Raw genomic sequence first — 14,105 nt, 5'->3', positions numbered from 1 at the left:
ATCTTCCCGAGATGGTAACCTCCGCGACATGGACGAGGAGTTCGTGGTCGAGACCTGGCATTACGTCCTGGCCAAACACGCCAAGGCCATGTGCGCGCTGGAGCGGGAGCTCGGCGAGCGGCACGGGCTCGGGCCCAGCGAGTTCGAGGTGCTCGACCGCATCGTCCACAACGACAGGAAGCTGCGCATCCAGGAGCTCTGCGAGGAGGTCCACCTGAGCCAGAGCGCCCTGTCCAGGGTCGTGGCCAGGCTGGAGAAGAGCGGGCTCGTCACCCGCGACACCTGCGTCTCCGACCGCCGGGGCGTGTTCGTCCGCATCACCGACGAGGGGCGCGAGCGGTACACCGAGGCACTGCCCACGCAGCGCGCCGTGCTCGCGGACGTCTTCACCGACGTCCCCGCCGTCACCACCTAGCCGGCCCGCGAGAAAGACCGGCGGCCGTCCCCGGCAGGGTCCGGCCGCCGCGCACGAGTGTTCCCGGTGGTCAGCCGATGCGGTCGATGACCAGGGGCAGCAGTTCGCGCCCCGATTCGGCGACCTCGTAGCCGCCCGCCAGCGCCTCCAGCGCCCGCTCGAACCTGGCCGTCTCGTCCGCGTGCAGCGTCATCAGCGGCTGCCCCTCGCGGACCAGGTCGCCGGGCTTGGCGTGCAGCACGATCCCGGCCCCGAACGACACCGGGTCCTCCTTGCGCGCCCGTCCGGCGCCGAGCCGCCAGGCGGCCAGCCCCACCGCGTACGCGTCGAGGTGGGCCAGCACCCCGGACGACGGCGCCGCGACCGTCATGGTCTCGGCCGCCCTCGGCAGGACCGCGTCGGGGTTGCCGCCCTGGGCGGAGATCATCCGCCGCCACGCGTCCATGGCCGAGCCGTCGCGCAGCGCGTCGGCCGGGTCCTTGCCGGAGACCCCGGCGGCCGCCAGCATCTCGCGCGCCAGCCGTACGGTCAGCTCCACCACGTCGGACGGCCCGCCGCCGGCCAGCACCTCGATCGACTCCTCGACCTCCAGCGCGTTGCCCACGGCGCGGCCGAGCGGCCGGTCCATGGCCGTCAGCAGCGCGACCGTGCGCACGCCCGCGTCACTGCCGAGCGCGACCATGGTCTCGGCCAGCTCGCGGGCCGTCTCGGTCGTCTTCATGAACGCCCCGGAGCCGACCTTCACGTCGAGCACCAGCGAGCCGGTGCCCTCGGCGATCTTCTTCGACATGATCGAGGAGGCGATCAGCGGGATCGACTCGACCGTGCCGGTGACGTCGCGCAGCGCGTAGAGCTTCTTGTCGGCCGGGGCCAGGCCCGAGCCCGCCGCGCAGACCACCGCACCGGCCGTGCGCAGGACGTGCAGCATCTGGTCGTTGGAGAGCGAGGCCAGCCAGCCCGGGACGGACTCCAGCTTGTCCAGGGTGCCCCCGGTGTGCCCGAGGCCGCGCCCGGAGAGCTGGGGCACGTACGCCCCGCACGCCGCCACCAGCGGGGCCAGCGGCAGCGTGATCTTGTCGCCGACGCCGCCCGTGGAGTGCTTGTCGGCCGTGGGCCGGTCGAGCATCGACCAGTCCATCCGCTCGCCCGAGCGGATCATGGCCTGCGTCCAGTCGGCGATCTCGCGCCGGTTCATGCCGTTGAGCAGGATGGCCATGGCCAGGGCGGACATCTGCTCGTCGGCCACGTCACCGCGGGTGTAGGCGGCGATCACCCAGTCGATCTGGGCGGTGCTGAGCTCGCCGCCGTCGCGCTTGGCGCGGATGACCTCGATGGCGTCCATGGTCACGTGCTCCTGCTGAGGTCGTCGGGGCCGAACGCGTACGGCAGGATCTGCGCCATGCGCTTGGGGCCGTCGACGGTCTCGACCAGCAGGTCCTCACCGCCGAACTCGTACAGGAGCTGACGGCAGCGCCCGCACGGCATGAGCAGCTCGCCGTGGCCGTCGACGCAGGTGAAGGCCACCAGCCGGCCGCCGCCCGACATCTGCAACGCCGACACCAGGCCGCACTCGGCGCACAGGCCGAGCCCGTAGGAGGCGTTCTCGACGTTGCAGCCGGTGACGATCCGGCCGTCGTCGACGACCGCCGCCGCCCCCACCGGGAACTTGGAGTACGGCGCGTAGGCGTTGCGCATGGCCGTGGCGGCCTCGGCGCGCAGGCCGTCCCAATCGATGTTCAATGTTGATCCCCCCGACGGAAGCGTACGCCGTCGGCCTTGGGCATCCGCAGACGCTGCGAGGCGACCAGGAGCACGAGCAGCGTGAGCACGTGTGGCGTGATGAAGACGAACTCGCCCGGCAGCGTCTCCACGGTCCGCCAGAGCCAGAACAGCACGAGCGCGCCCACCGCCGCGGCGGCGATCACGGTGTAGTCCTTGACGCCCCTGGTCACGACCTCGGCCGGCTGGCTCGGCGCGACCAGCTTGCGGATCTGGAGCGCGATGTAGATCACCAGCAGCAGCGAGCCGAACAGGAAGAACGTGGTGACCGCGTTGGCGTCGCCGGAGCTGCGCAGTTGCAGGCCGCTGGCGTAGCCGAACAGCGACGAGCCGGCCGCGAGCCCGCCGGGCCGCCAGTTGCCGAAGATCATGGCCGCCAGGCCGATGAAACCGCGTCCCTGTGTCTGGCCCTCGACGTACTTGTTGGAGACGAAGACCAGGAACACGCCGCCGAGCCCGGCGAACGCGCCGGAGACGACGACCGCGAGGTACTTGATCCGGTAGACGTTCACGCCCAGCGACTCGGCCGCCCACGGGTTCTCCCCCGCCGAACGCAGCCGCAGCCCGAACGACGTGCGCCACAGCACCAGGTACGTCACCGGCAGCAGCAGCACGGCCAGGATGATCAGCGCGTTCACGTCGTGGGTGAGGCCGCGCAGGATGCCGGCCAGGTCGGAGAGCAGGAACCAGTGGGTGTTCTCCAGCTTGCCGAGCAGGTCGGGGCCGGACGACAACACGGGCAGGCTCACCTCGGGGGCGCCCGAGCTGATCGCCGGCGAGGTGGTGATGCCGGCGCCCTTCGCGCTGGCCGAGGTGCCCTCTCCGTAGAGGACCTCGGACAGGAAGCGGGTGATGCCGGGGCCGAGCAGGTTGATGGCGACGCCGCTGATGATGTGGTCGACGCCGAACGTGACGGTCGCGATCGCGTGGATGAGCCCGCCGAGCGCGCCGCCGAGCAGCCCGGCGAGCAGCGCGGCCACGGCACCCCACTGGTATCCGGCCCAGCCGGCGAACCAGGTGCCGAGCACCATCATGCCTTCGAGGCCGATGTTGACCACGCCGGCCCGCTCGGCCCACAGGCCGCCGAGACCGGCCAGCCCGATCGGCACCGCGAGCAGCAGCGCCGCGTTGAACGTGCCGGAGGAGGTCAGGTCGTCCTGGCCGGAGATGACCCGCACCAGCGACAGCAGCAGGATGAGCGCGGCGACGCCGAGCAGCGCCAGATGGTATTTGCCGACCCTGCTCATGCTGCCACCTCAACCGGTCTGTTCGTGTCGAGCTGCCGGGCGGCCCGCTGCTCCTCAAGCCGCATGGCGATGCGGTTGGTCACCTCGTTCGCGATGACCACCAGCAGGACGATGACGCCCTGGATGATCGTGATGACCGACGACGGCACGTCCGCGATCTGCAGCGCGCCCTGCGCCCGGTCGAGGAAGGCGAACAGCAGCGCGGCGATCGCGATGCCGACGGGCTTGTTCCTGCCCAGCAGCGCCACCGCGATGCCGAGGAAGCCGAGGCCGGCGGTGAAGTTGGAGTTGAAGGCGCCCTTGTCGCCGAGGATCTCGGGCAGGCCGATGAGCCCCGCGATCGCGCCGGACAGCACCATGGCCGCGATGACCATCTTCTTCGGGTTGACGCCCGAGGCGAAGGCGGCCGGGCCGTTGAGCCCGCTGGCCTTGACGTTGAAGCCGAAGCGGGTGCGCTCCAGCACGACCCAGACCACCAGGCCGAGCACGACGGCCACGAGCAGGAAGCCCCACACGCCGCCGCCGCGGGTGGGCGGCAGCAGCCCGAACCAGTCGAAGACGAAGTTCAGGTTGGGGAACATGGCCGACTCGGGCAGCTGCGGCGTGGTCGTGGTGAGCTGACCGGCCGCCCGCTGGCCCGCGAACGGGCCGCGTACCAGGTAGGAGGCCAGCGAGATCGCGATGTAGTTGAGCATGATCGTGGAGATGACCTCGTTGACGCCGCGGGTCACCTTCATGACCGCGGGGATCAGCGCGTACGCGCCGCCCACGACCGCCGCGACGACGATGATCACCAGGATCTGGATCGGCTTCGGGGCGGTGAACGTCGAGCCGACGTAGGCCGCGCAGATGGCCGCGATCCGGTACTGGCCCTCGACGCCGATGTTGAAGAGGTTCATGCGGAAGCCGACCGCCACCGCGAGACCGGCGATGAACAGCGGCACCGCCCGGTTGAGGAACGCCGCGATGCCGTTGGACACCGAACGCGCGGTCTCGCCGAAGTCGAAGAAGGCGGCGAACGCGTCGATCGGGCTGGCGCCCGCCGCGATGATCGCCACGCTGGAGATCGCGATCGCCAGGACGATGGCGACGATGGCGCCTGCGACGGTGAGCAGCGCCCGGTTGAGCCCGGCGGGCATCACGTCTCCTCAGTACCGGCGATGGCGCCGGTCATGTAACCGCCAAGCCGCTCGGGCGTGACGTCGGACGGGTCGAGTTCGGCCACGAGCCGGCCGCGCAGGATGACCCTGATCGTGTCGGACAGGCCGATCAGCTCGTCGAGGTCTGCCGAGATCAGCAGCACGGCCAGACCGGCGGCCCGCGCGTTGCGCAGGTGGTCCCAGATGGCGGCCTGGGCGCCGACGTCCACGCCGCGGGTGGGGTGGGCGGCGATGAGGAACGACGGCTCGCCGCTCATCTCGCGTCCGACGATCAGCTTCTGCTGGTTGCCGCCGGACAGGGCCAGGGCCAGGGTGTCCACGCTGGGGGTGCGCACGTCGTACTCCTTGACGATGCGCTCGGTGTCGGCCTTCGAGGCGCGGCGGTCCACCCAGATGCCGCGGCGCGCCGGGGACCTGGTCTGGTGGCCGAGCACCCGGTTCTCCCACAGGGACGCCTCCAGCAGCAGGCCCTGCCGGTGGCGGTCCTCGGGGATGTAGCCGATGCCGGCCTCCCTGCGCTTCAGCGTGGACCAGGCGCTGACGTCCACGCCGCCGAGGGTGATCGTGCCGTGGGCGGGACGCATGCCCATGATCGCTTCGATCAGCTCGGACTGGCCGTTGCCCTCGACGCCGGCGATGCCCAGGATCTGGCCCGCGTGGATGTCGAAGGAGACGTCGTCGAGGATCAGGCGCTTGCCCTCCTCGCGGAGCTTGTCGACGTACAGGCCGACGGAGGTGCCCTTGGGCACGGGACGGAAGCCGTCGGCCTCCATCGTCAGCCGGGACACGCTCAGCGTGACGCTCTCCCGCACGGTGGACTCGCGGGTCTCCGGCGTGGGCAGCTCGCTGCCGACCATCAGCTCGGCGAGCCGGCGGGCGGTGACCTCGGCGGGGTTCACGCTGGCGACGGTGGTGCCGCGGCGGATCACGGTGATCGCGTCGGCGATGTTCAGCACCTCGTCGAGCTTGTGCGAGATGAAGATGACGGTCAGGCCCTCGGCCTTGAGCTCGCGCAGGTTCTCGAACAGCTCCTCGACCTCCTGCGGCACGAGGACCGCCGTCGGCTCGTCGAGGATGAGGATGCGGGCGCCGCGGTAGAGGACCTTGAGGATCTCCACCCGCTGGCGGTCGCCGACGCCGAGGTTCTCCACCAGCGCGTCGGGGTCGACGCGCAGGCCGTGGCTGCTGGCCAGCTCGGCGATGCGGGCCCGCGCCCTGCCGGTGTCGAGCACGCCGGCCTTGGTGGGCTCGGCGCCGAGGACGATGTTCTCCAGCACGGTGAAGTTGTCGGCCAGCATGAAGTGCTGGTGGACCATGCCGATGCCGACGTCGATGGCGTCGCTGGGGGTGCGGAAGGCGACCTCGCGGCCGTTGACCCGGATCGTGCCCTCGTCCGGCTTCTGCATGCCGTAGAGGATCTTCATCAGGGTCGACTTGCCGGCGCCGTTCTCGCCGACGATCGCATGCACCGTGCCGGGTTCGACGGTGATGCGGATGTCGTGGTTGGCGACGACGCCGGGGAAACGCTTGGTGATGCCCTCCAGCTCTACGGCGGGTTGCACCGCGGCGAGGGTGTCCGAGCTCATTTCGCCTCTCCTAGAGCATGGGGGGCGGACGGGGCGGATAGCGAGAAGGCCCGAAGTGGGGACTCCGGGCCCTCGGTCGTCCGTTCCTACCCAGATTACGGCTTGGACGGAACCGTGATTTTGCCGTCGACGATGTCCTTCTTGGCAGCGTCGAGCTTGTCCTTGATGTCGTCGATCTCGCCACCGGTGGTGGACAGACCCACGCCGTCGACCTTGAGGTCGTAGACGGTGTTGCTGCCGCCCTTGGCACCGCCCTGGAAGGCCTTGACGAACTCGAAGACGCCGACGTCCACGCGCTTGAGCATCGAGGTCATGATGACCGACTGCAGGTCGGTCTCCTTGACCGTCTGCCGCTGGTCGGAGTCGACGCCGATGGCCTTCTTCTTGGCCGCGGCGGCCGCCTGGAACACACCGAGGCCGGAGTCGCCGGCGGCGTGGTAGACGATGTCCGCGCCGTCCTGGTACATCTTCTCGGCCGCGACCTTGCCCTTGTCGGGGGCCTTGAAGCCGGAGAAGTCACCGTCGGGGGTGAGGTACTTGATGTCGATCTTGATGTCCGACTTGACCGACTTGGCGCCCATCACGAAGCCCGCCTGGAACTTCTTGATCAGGTCGTTCTCGACGCCGCCCACGAAGCCGACGTGGCCGGCCTCCGACTTGGTCGCCGCGGCGACGCCCGCCAGGTAGGAGCCCTGCTCCTCGGCGAACAGCAGGCCGGTCACGTTCGGGCCGTTGGAGGCCGAGTCGACGACGGCGAACTGCACGTCGGGGTACTCGGCGGCGGTCTTCTTGATGTCGTCGCCGTAGGCGAAGCCGACGCCGATGATGGGGTTGTAGCCCGCGTCCGCGAGCTGGCGCAGCAGGTCACCGCGGTTGGAGCCGTCGGCCGCCGGGCTGAGCTCCTTGATGTCGGCGTTCAGCTCAGTCTTGGCCTTCTCCAGGCCGGCGTAGGCGGCGTCGTTGAACGACTTGTCGCCACGGCCGCCGACGTCGAACGCCAGACCGACCTTCAGCCCGCCCTTGGGGGCCTCGCTGCTCGCGCCGGAGCTCGGCTGCGTGCTCGCCGAGGTGCCTCCACCATCGCTGCCACAGGCCGCGACTGCCATGAGCATGACGCCGGCTACCGAACCGACGGCAATCCTGCTGAATCGCTTGCCGAGCAAGGCGACTCCCTTCCATTTCCTCGCCGTCGAACTTCATCGCAGGCGCGAAGAAACGTACGGCACCTGCACGGAAGATAGTTGCTTGACCAGGGCAGACCAAACCGGCACACAGGGTCGCAACCGCTCCGTTATCGACATCAAGCGCGTCCGTGACCTGAATCTGGGTTCAGGCACTTGGGACGGTGTCCGCAAGATTTTGCCCAAGTTTGGTATGGAAGGGGCCCTTGCCGAGCGGTCGATCATGGCAGAGATTCCGATCAACGGTGGAAATTTCGTATCGGAGCCCCGTATGCAGCCTTGGAAGACACTGGCCGTACCGCTGGTCGCGATCCTCGCCGTGACCTTGGGCGGCCCCACCCCCGCGACGGCGGACACCCCCGCCCTGAAGATCGAGAACAACGCCACCCAGCCCGTCTTCTCCCGTGCCGACGCCGTCAAGCAGACGGTGTTCGTGGAGGTCGCCGGGACCGACAGCGACGACGACGGGAAACCCGACCGCGTAGCCATGGACATCCTGCGCCCCAAGGAGACCGACCAGGGACTCAAGGTCCCGGTGATCATGGAGGCCAGCCCGTACTACGCCCCGGGTAACGACGTCCCCAACCACCCCGTGGACGTGGACGAGAACGGCAACCCGCTGCCCACCCTGAAGTCGCCCTCGAACAAGCTCGCCGGTGAGCCGTTCGACGGCTACTACGACAACTACTTCCTGCCCCGCGGCTACGCCATCGCCCTGGTCGAGAACGTGGGCAGCGCCCGCGCGACCGGCTGCCCGACCTCCGGCGACCGCAACGAGACCGCCGGCCCCAAGGCCGCCATCGACTGGCTGAACGGCCGCGCCCGCGGCTTCGACGCCGACGGCAACGAGGTCAGCGCCACCTGGTCCACCGGCAAGGTCGGCATGATCGGCGTCTCCTACAACGGCACCCTGCCCAACGCCGTCGCCTCGACCGGCGTCGAGGGCCTGAAGACGATCGTCCCGATCGCCGCCATCTCCAGCTGGTACGACTACTACCGCGCCAACGGCGGCGTCCTGGCCCCCGGCGGCTACCAGGGCGAGGACCTGGACGTGCTGGCCAAGTTCGTGCTGACCAGGGACAAGGGCTTCGAGGTCTGCGGCGCCAAGATGGACGCCCTCGCCGCGGCCCAGGACCGGATCACCGGCGACTACGGCCCGCTCTGGGACGCCCGCAACTACCTCAACGACGTGAACAAGGTGAAGGCCAGCGTCTTCCTCGTGCACGGCCTCAACGACTGGAACGTCAAGACCAAGCAGTTCGCCCAATGGTGGAACGCCCTGGCCGAACGGCACGTGCCGCGCAAGATCTGGCTGCACCAGGGCACCCACATGAACCCCTTCAACCTGCGCACCGCCGAGTGGCTGCGCCAGCTGCACGGCTGGTTCGACTACTGGTTGCAGGGCATCGACTCGGGCATCATGCGCGAGCCGCAGGCCGACGTGGAGATCGGCGTCGGCGAGTGGCAGCAGCACGCCTCCTGGCCGCTGCCCGGGGCCACGACGGTCTCGCTGCACCCGGCCGCGGGCGAACGGCTGGGCCTGCTGCCCCGGCCGCTGTCGCCCGAGGAGTCCTTCGTGGACCAGAGCGCCAGGAGCGCCGAGCAACTGGTGGAGGCGACCGGCGCCGATCCGAACCGGCTGGCGTACCGGACCGGCGAGCTGCCCGCCGACGTGCGGATCTCCGGCACGCCGACGGTGTCGGTGCGGGCCTCGTTCAAGGACGGCGCCTCGCCGTACCTGACGGCGTTGCTGGTGGACTACGGCACGGACGTGCGCCCGGACGGCAGCCTGCTCTCGACCGGCCAGAGCTACTGCTACGGCGAGGGCGTCCCGGGTGACACGGGCTGCACGACGCTGCGGCGGCTCGGCACGGCGACGACCGCGTACAAGATCGTCTCCAGGGGATGGCTGGACGTGCGCAACCGCCATCGCGCCGACCGCACCGAACCGCTGCGCCCCGGCAAGGAGTACACCTTCACCTGGGACTTCCAGCCCAAGGACTACCTGTTCAAGAAGGGCCACCGGCTGGGCCTGGTGATCATCTCGACCGACCGCGACTACACCCTGCGCTACCCGGCGGGCACCCGGGTCACCGTGTCGCCGGGGCACTCGTCCCTGCGGCTGCCGGTGGTCTTCGGCAGGCTCTCCTGACACGCCGACGGCCCGCCGCGTCGCGCGGCGGGCCGTCGGACCTGCGCTCAGGCCATGGCGTTGTTGCTGATCGAGTCGAGCGGGCCGACGTCCCACAGCGCGGTCAGCGCCGTGGCGGCCATCACCCGCACGCCCATCGCGATCGCCTTCTCGTCGACGTCGAAGGTGCCCTGGTGGATGTCGTACGTGACGCCGTCGGGCGAGCGCGTGCCGAGCCGGGCGAAGGCCCCGGGGATCGACTCCAGGTACCAGGCGAAGTCCTCGCCGCCGAGCGACTGCTGGGTGGGCACCACCGCGCCGGCCCCGAGGGCCCGCTCGGCCGCCTCGGCCAGCATCTCGACGCTGACCTCGTCGTTGACAACCGGCGGCACGCCCCGCGTGTAGTCCATCACGGCCTCGACGCCGTACGCGCCGGCGACGGACTCCAGCAGGGCCTTGATCAGGTCGGGCGCGGCGTGCCAGGCGTTCTCGTCGAGGCAGCGGATCGTGCCCTCGGCGATGCCGTCGTCGGGGATGGCGTTGGCCGCCGAGCCCGCCTCGACCCGGCCCCAGACGAGGCTGAGCGACGAGCGCGGGTCGACCCGGCGGGAGAGCGCGGCGGGCAGCTCGGTGAGGATCTTGGCGAGGGCGAAGACCAGGTCGGCCGTCAGGTGCGGACGGGCGGTGTGGCCGCCGGGGCCGGAGACCCTGACCACGAGCTTGTCGCAGGCCGAGGTGATGGGACCGCTCCGCAGGCCGAGCTGGCCGACGTCGACGCGCGGGTCGCAGTGGAGGCCGAAGATGCGGTCGACGCCGCTGATGCCGCCGTGGGCCATGACCTCCAGGGCGCCGCCGGGCAGTTCCTCGGCGGGCTGGAAGATCAGCCGGACCCGGCCGGGCAGCAGACCGGCCGCGGCCTGCTGGGCCAGGAAGATCGAGGTGCCGAGCAGGACCGTGGTGTGCACGTCGTGGCCGCAGGCGTGGCACGCGCCGGGGACGGTGGAGCGGTAGGGCACGTCCTTCTCGTCCTGGAGCGGGAGCGCGTCGATGTCGGCCCGCAGGGCGATGGTCGGCCCGTCGCCGCTGCCCACCTCGCAGACGAGGCCGGTGCCGCGCGGCAGCACCGACGGGGTCAGCCCCGCGGCGGTCAGCCGGTCGGCGATGCGCTGGGTCGTGCGGTATTCGGCGAAGGCCAGCTCAGGATGCATGTGAAGGTCGCGACGGAACGCCACCAGCTCCTGCTCGATCTCCGCCAGGAACGCGTCCAGCTCTCCCCGCAGCTCACGTCCCCGCATATGTCACCATCCATCCCGTCGAGGCCGCGCGTCCCACGCGGCGACGGCGGCTCATAACGCTCTCGAAAATCATCCATCCTGCGGTAGCCACCTGGTTGAGGCGGCCGCTCGGCGAATCAAAAGCCACACCCGGAGGTTTCGGTGCGCGAGATCGTCAGCACGGGCTTCGCGTTCATCGGTCGCAGCAGCCCGGGTGCACGGCGGTAAGCCGTGAGCCCGATGGCGATGCTTCTGACTTTATCGCCCCCGTGCGCCTTCGCGCCGACAGATACACCAAAAGTTGGCCGACGGCATGCCCGTAACCGCAGGTGGTCACGTTCCGCACATGTCCGCCTGATCCGGAAAATAGTCACAAGGGATCATTAGATGGTGACCCGATGTCGCCACTTCCAAACGTGCTCACCGATTTTGAATCCTGTCACCTTCTGTCATGGTCATGACACTTTGTCGCTTGCTGCATTTGTGAAGAATGCGTGTTTCACTCGCTATATGATCACTAATATCCCGTTCGGGGAGAAGTATGCCGGGTTGAGCATCTTCGAGCCGAGTGAGGGGACCCTGGTGGTCGTACCCTCGCTCTCCCTGCCGCAGGACGAGCTCCGCCGCATCACGGCAGCCCGATCGTACGAGGAGCGCCTTCTCTTCCTCCTCCTGACGCTCCGGGAACCCGGGGTCAAGGTGATCTACCTCTCCTCCGCGCCGATCGATCCCGACATCATCGACTACTACCTCAGCTTCCTCCCCGACCCGGACGACGCCGCCAAGCGCCTGGAGCTCATCAGCCTCGACGAGCCCTGGTCGCAACCCCTCACCCGGACGCTGCTGCGCCGACCCGACGTCCTCGACCGGTTACGGTCGGCGATCGACGCCGACGCCTGGCTGGTGCCATTCGTCCTCAGCGAGACCGAGGAGGAGCTGGCCGCGTCACTCAACGTCCCCATCTACGGACCCGCCACCTCGCTGGCCTACTACGGCTCCAAGAGCGGAGCCCGCGAGGTCGGGCACGAGGCCGGCGTGCCCATGGCCCGCGGCTTCGGCGACGTGCACAGCATCATCGCGATCGACGAGGCCATCGACTCGCTGCCCGGCGAACGGGTGATCGTCAAGCTCAACGACGGCTACTCGGGCCTGGGCAACGCCATCGTCAGCAAGGCCGACCGCTCACTGACCCGATTTTCGGCGGCCGGGGAGACCTGGACCAGCTTCACGACGAAGATCAGGGAGCGCGGCGCGGTGGTGGAGGAGTTCATCGAACATCGCCCGCTCTACTACCCGAGCGCCCTGGCTCGAATCACGCCAGGCGGGCACGCGGCCGTGCTGGCCACGCACGACCAGGTGCTCGGCGGCCCCAACAACGACGTCTACCAGGGCTGCACGTTCCCCGCCGCCCCGGAGTACCGGCACGAGGTGGGCGAGTCGGCCGAGCGCATCGCCGGCATCCTGGCCGAGCGCGGCGTGGTCGGCCTGTTCGGCATGGACTTCTTCGCCCTCAAGGCCGACGCCGGGTACGCCGCGCTGCTGTGCGAGATCAACCTGCGGATCGGCGGCACCACGCACCCGTACGGCGCCGCGGTGCTGACGACCGGAGCCAGGTACGACCCGGCCACCGGCCTCCTCATGGCCGGGAACCAGCCGAAGTTCTACACCGCGACCGACAACTGCTCCTCGTCCTGCCTGCGTGGCCGTACGCCGGGCGAGGTCATGCGCACCGCCCGCCGGCTCGGGATCGGCTTCGACGCCGACCGGCGCACGGGCAACGTCTTCCACCTGCTCGGCGCACTCCCCGAGTACGGGAAGCTGGGCTTCACCACCATCGGCGACTCGCGCGAGGAGGCCGACGAGCTGCACGCGCTCACCCGGCGCCTTCTTTGCGACGCCTGATCCCGGCCTCCCGCAGGCCGCGCCACCCGATCACCGCCAGCACCGCGCCGAGGATCACGTTGACCGCGATCAGGATGCCGTGCACGACGTAGAAGCCGGTGGGATGTCCGTCGGCCAAGTTAAACCCCAGGTTGATCCACTCGACGATCATGAACACGCCGAGGATGACGAGGAAACCGGCGATCTTTGGTGACATGGTCATCTCTCCAGTATCGAAGGCGGATCATCCGGGGAATGTGTCGCCACATGGGCATTCACACGGAGCTACGCTGAGACCGCCATGTGGACGAAATTTGTGCCGGTTACGGCACTTCTCGCCGCGGTCACGCTCACGAGCGGGACCGCATCCGCCACGCCGACGACGCCTGTCGGCGGTGACGCGCTGGGAAGCCGTGGGCTGGTGCAACCCCAAGGCGTCAAGGCGCCCCCCGAGAGCAAGGCTACTTCCTACGTCATCGCGGACGTGGAGACGGGTCAGGTGCTCGCCGCGAAGGACGCGCACGGTCGCTACCTGCCGGCGAGCACCCTCAAGACGCTCACGGCGCTGACGCTGCTCCCGAAGCTCGACAAGAACCGCAAGGTCCGGCCGAGCCAGAACGCCTGCAACCAGGAGGGCACGGCGGTCGGGCTGACGCCCAAGATGACGTACAAGGTCGACGACCTGTTCCGGGCGCTGATGATGTCCTCGGGCAACGACGCCGCCATGGCGCTGGCCGAGACGAACGGCAGCGTGGCCCAGACCATGCGCGACATGAACGCCGAGGCCAAGCGGTTGCAGGCGTACGACACGGTGGCCAAGACCCCGAGCGGCCTGGACAAGCCCGGCCAGAGCAGCTCGGCGTACGATTTGGCGCTCATCGCCCGCGCCGGCCTCGCAAACCCCGATTTTCGGCGATATATCAGTACAAAGGTTGCCAAGTTTCCGGCGCCCAAGGACTACTACGAGATCAGCAACCACAACAAGCTGCTCTGGCGCTACCAGGGCATGATCGGCGTCAAGAACGGCTGGACGTCGAAGGCGCAGGGTAGCTTCGTCGGCGCGGCCACGCGCGGCGGCCACACGATCCTCGTCACGATCATGCGGCACGAGGGCTACTTCTGGGACGAGGTGGCCAAGCTGCTCGACTGGGGCTTCTCGGTCAGGGGCAAGGCGGCCCCGGTCGGGCAGCTCGTCGAGCCGGTGCCCGACCGGGTGCGGGCCGCCCCCCAGGCGCCGGTCTCGAAGGTGACGCCGGCCGCCCAGCCGCCGCTGCTCGACGCCGCCGCCTCGAAGCAGACCGACTCCACCCGCACGGTCGGCTCGGCCGTGATCGGCGGCGGCCTGCTGTTCGGGCTGGTGTGGCTCGGCTTCGGCATCCGCCGCAAGCGCAACAGGTCCCGCCTCTGACGACAGGGCGTGGCGGGGCCCGGACCGGGCCCCGAGGAGGGGG

The 14,105-nt window shown here is 69.5% G+C and carries 12 protein-coding genes; 4 read left to right on the top strand and 8 right to left on the bottom strand.

Going from position 1 to position 14,105, the window contains the following annotated elements:
- The first annotated feature begins 28 nt into the window (after window positions 1-28).
- Window positions 29-415 carry a MarR family winged helix-turn-helix transcriptional regulator gene (locus ACWCSU_RS01095; RefSeq protein WP_449932721.1) on the top strand — a complete coding sequence of 129 codons (387 nt, stop codon included), beginning with the start codon at window positions 29-31 and terminating at the stop codon, window positions 413-415.
- Between the two features lie 70 nt (window positions 416-485).
- Here ACWCSU_RS01095 and ACWCSU_RS01090 read toward each other — a convergent pair whose 3' ends face one another.
- The 6 genes from ACWCSU_RS01090 to ACWCSU_RS01065 all read right to left on the bottom strand — a co-directional run bounded on the left by ACWCSU_RS01090 (window position 486) and on the right by ACWCSU_RS01065 (window position 7,299).
- On the bottom strand, window positions 486-1,757 hold the full coding sequence (locus ACWCSU_RS01090; protein WP_449932719.1) for a thymidine phosphorylase: 1,272 nt from the start codon (window positions 1,755-1,757) through the stop codon (window positions 486-488).
- A 2-nt stretch (window positions 1,758-1,759) separates the two neighbouring features.
- Window positions 1,760-2,155: a cytidine deaminase gene (locus tag ACWCSU_RS01085; RefSeq protein ID WP_357702394.1), complete on the bottom strand. Its 396-nt coding sequence runs from the start codon at window positions 2,153-2,155 to the stop codon at window positions 1,760-1,762.
- Entirely contained in the window at window positions 2,152-3,441 is a 1,290-nt protein-coding gene (locus ACWCSU_RS01080; protein WP_449932717.1) for an ABC transporter permease, read from the bottom strand. Before ACWCSU_RS01080 ends, ACWCSU_RS01085 begins: the two co-directional genes overlap by 4 nt.
- Window positions 3,438-4,580 carry an ABC transporter permease gene (locus ACWCSU_RS01075; RefSeq protein WP_357702390.1) on the bottom strand — a complete coding sequence of 381 codons (1,143 nt, stop codon included), beginning with the start codon at window positions 4,578-4,580 and terminating at the stop codon, window positions 3,438-3,440. Before ACWCSU_RS01075 ends, ACWCSU_RS01080 begins: the two co-directional genes overlap by 4 nt.
- Window positions 4,580-6,187, bottom strand: coding sequence for an ABC transporter ATP-binding protein (locus tag ACWCSU_RS01070; protein WP_449932714.1), 1,608 nt, complete (start codon window positions 6,185-6,187; stop codon window positions 4,580-4,582). The genes ACWCSU_RS01075 and ACWCSU_RS01070 overlap by 1 nt, the downstream gene beginning before the upstream one ends.
- Before the next feature lie 95 nt (window positions 6,188-6,282).
- Window positions 6,283-7,299 carry a BMP family lipoprotein gene (locus ACWCSU_RS01065; RefSeq protein WP_449932712.1) on the bottom strand — a complete coding sequence of 339 codons (1,017 nt, stop codon included), beginning with the start codon at window positions 7,297-7,299 and terminating at the stop codon, window positions 6,283-6,285.
- A 340-nt stretch (window positions 7,300-7,639) separates the two neighbouring features.
- Between ACWCSU_RS01065 and ACWCSU_RS01060 the strand changes: the two genes are divergently transcribed.
- A complete protein-coding gene (locus tag ACWCSU_RS01060) occupies window positions 7,640-9,520 on the top strand; it encodes a Xaa-Pro dipeptidyl-peptidase (RefSeq protein ID WP_449932710.1) in 1,881 nt (626 codons plus the stop codon).
- Between the two features lie 47 nt (window positions 9,521-9,567).
- On the opposite strand, the gene ACWCSU_RS01055 is transcribed toward ACWCSU_RS01060, so the two are convergent.
- Entirely contained in the window at window positions 9,568-10,794 is a 1,227-nt protein-coding gene (locus ACWCSU_RS01055; RefSeq protein ID WP_357707707.1) for a M20 family metallopeptidase, read from the bottom strand.
- A gap of 489 nt (window positions 10,795-11,283) precedes the next feature.
- Between ACWCSU_RS01055 and ACWCSU_RS01050 the strand changes: the two genes are divergently transcribed.
- Window positions 11,284-12,675 carry a peptide ligase PGM1-related protein gene (locus ACWCSU_RS01050; RefSeq protein WP_357707709.1) on the top strand — a complete coding sequence of 464 codons (1,392 nt, stop codon included), beginning with the start codon at window positions 11,284-11,286 and terminating at the stop codon, window positions 12,673-12,675.
- Here the strand turns inward: ACWCSU_RS01050 and ACWCSU_RS01045 are convergent.
- Complete coding sequence (locus ACWCSU_RS01045) at window positions 12,647-12,877, bottom strand: SCO4848 family membrane protein (protein WP_357707710.1); 231 nt, start codon at window positions 12,875-12,877, stop codon at window positions 12,647-12,649. The two genes, ACWCSU_RS01050 and ACWCSU_RS01045, sit on opposite strands and share 29 nt — an antisense overlap.
- Before the next feature lie 198 nt (window positions 12,878-13,075).
- On the opposite strand from ACWCSU_RS01045, the gene ACWCSU_RS01040 reads away from it, so the two are divergent.
- The gene (locus tag ACWCSU_RS01040) at window positions 13,076-14,062 is read left to right on the top strand and encodes a D-alanyl-D-alanine carboxypeptidase family protein (RefSeq protein WP_449932706.1); all 987 of its coding nucleotides are present in this window, start codon (window positions 13,076-13,078) and stop codon (window positions 14,060-14,062) included.
- Window positions 14,063-14,105: the final 43 nt, after the last annotated feature.

This window comes from Nonomuraea sp. NPDC001699, from assembly GCF_053596455.1.
The sequence above is the reverse complement of the archived record's forward strand: the minus strand, read 5'-3'. Positions and strand labels throughout refer to the sequence as shown.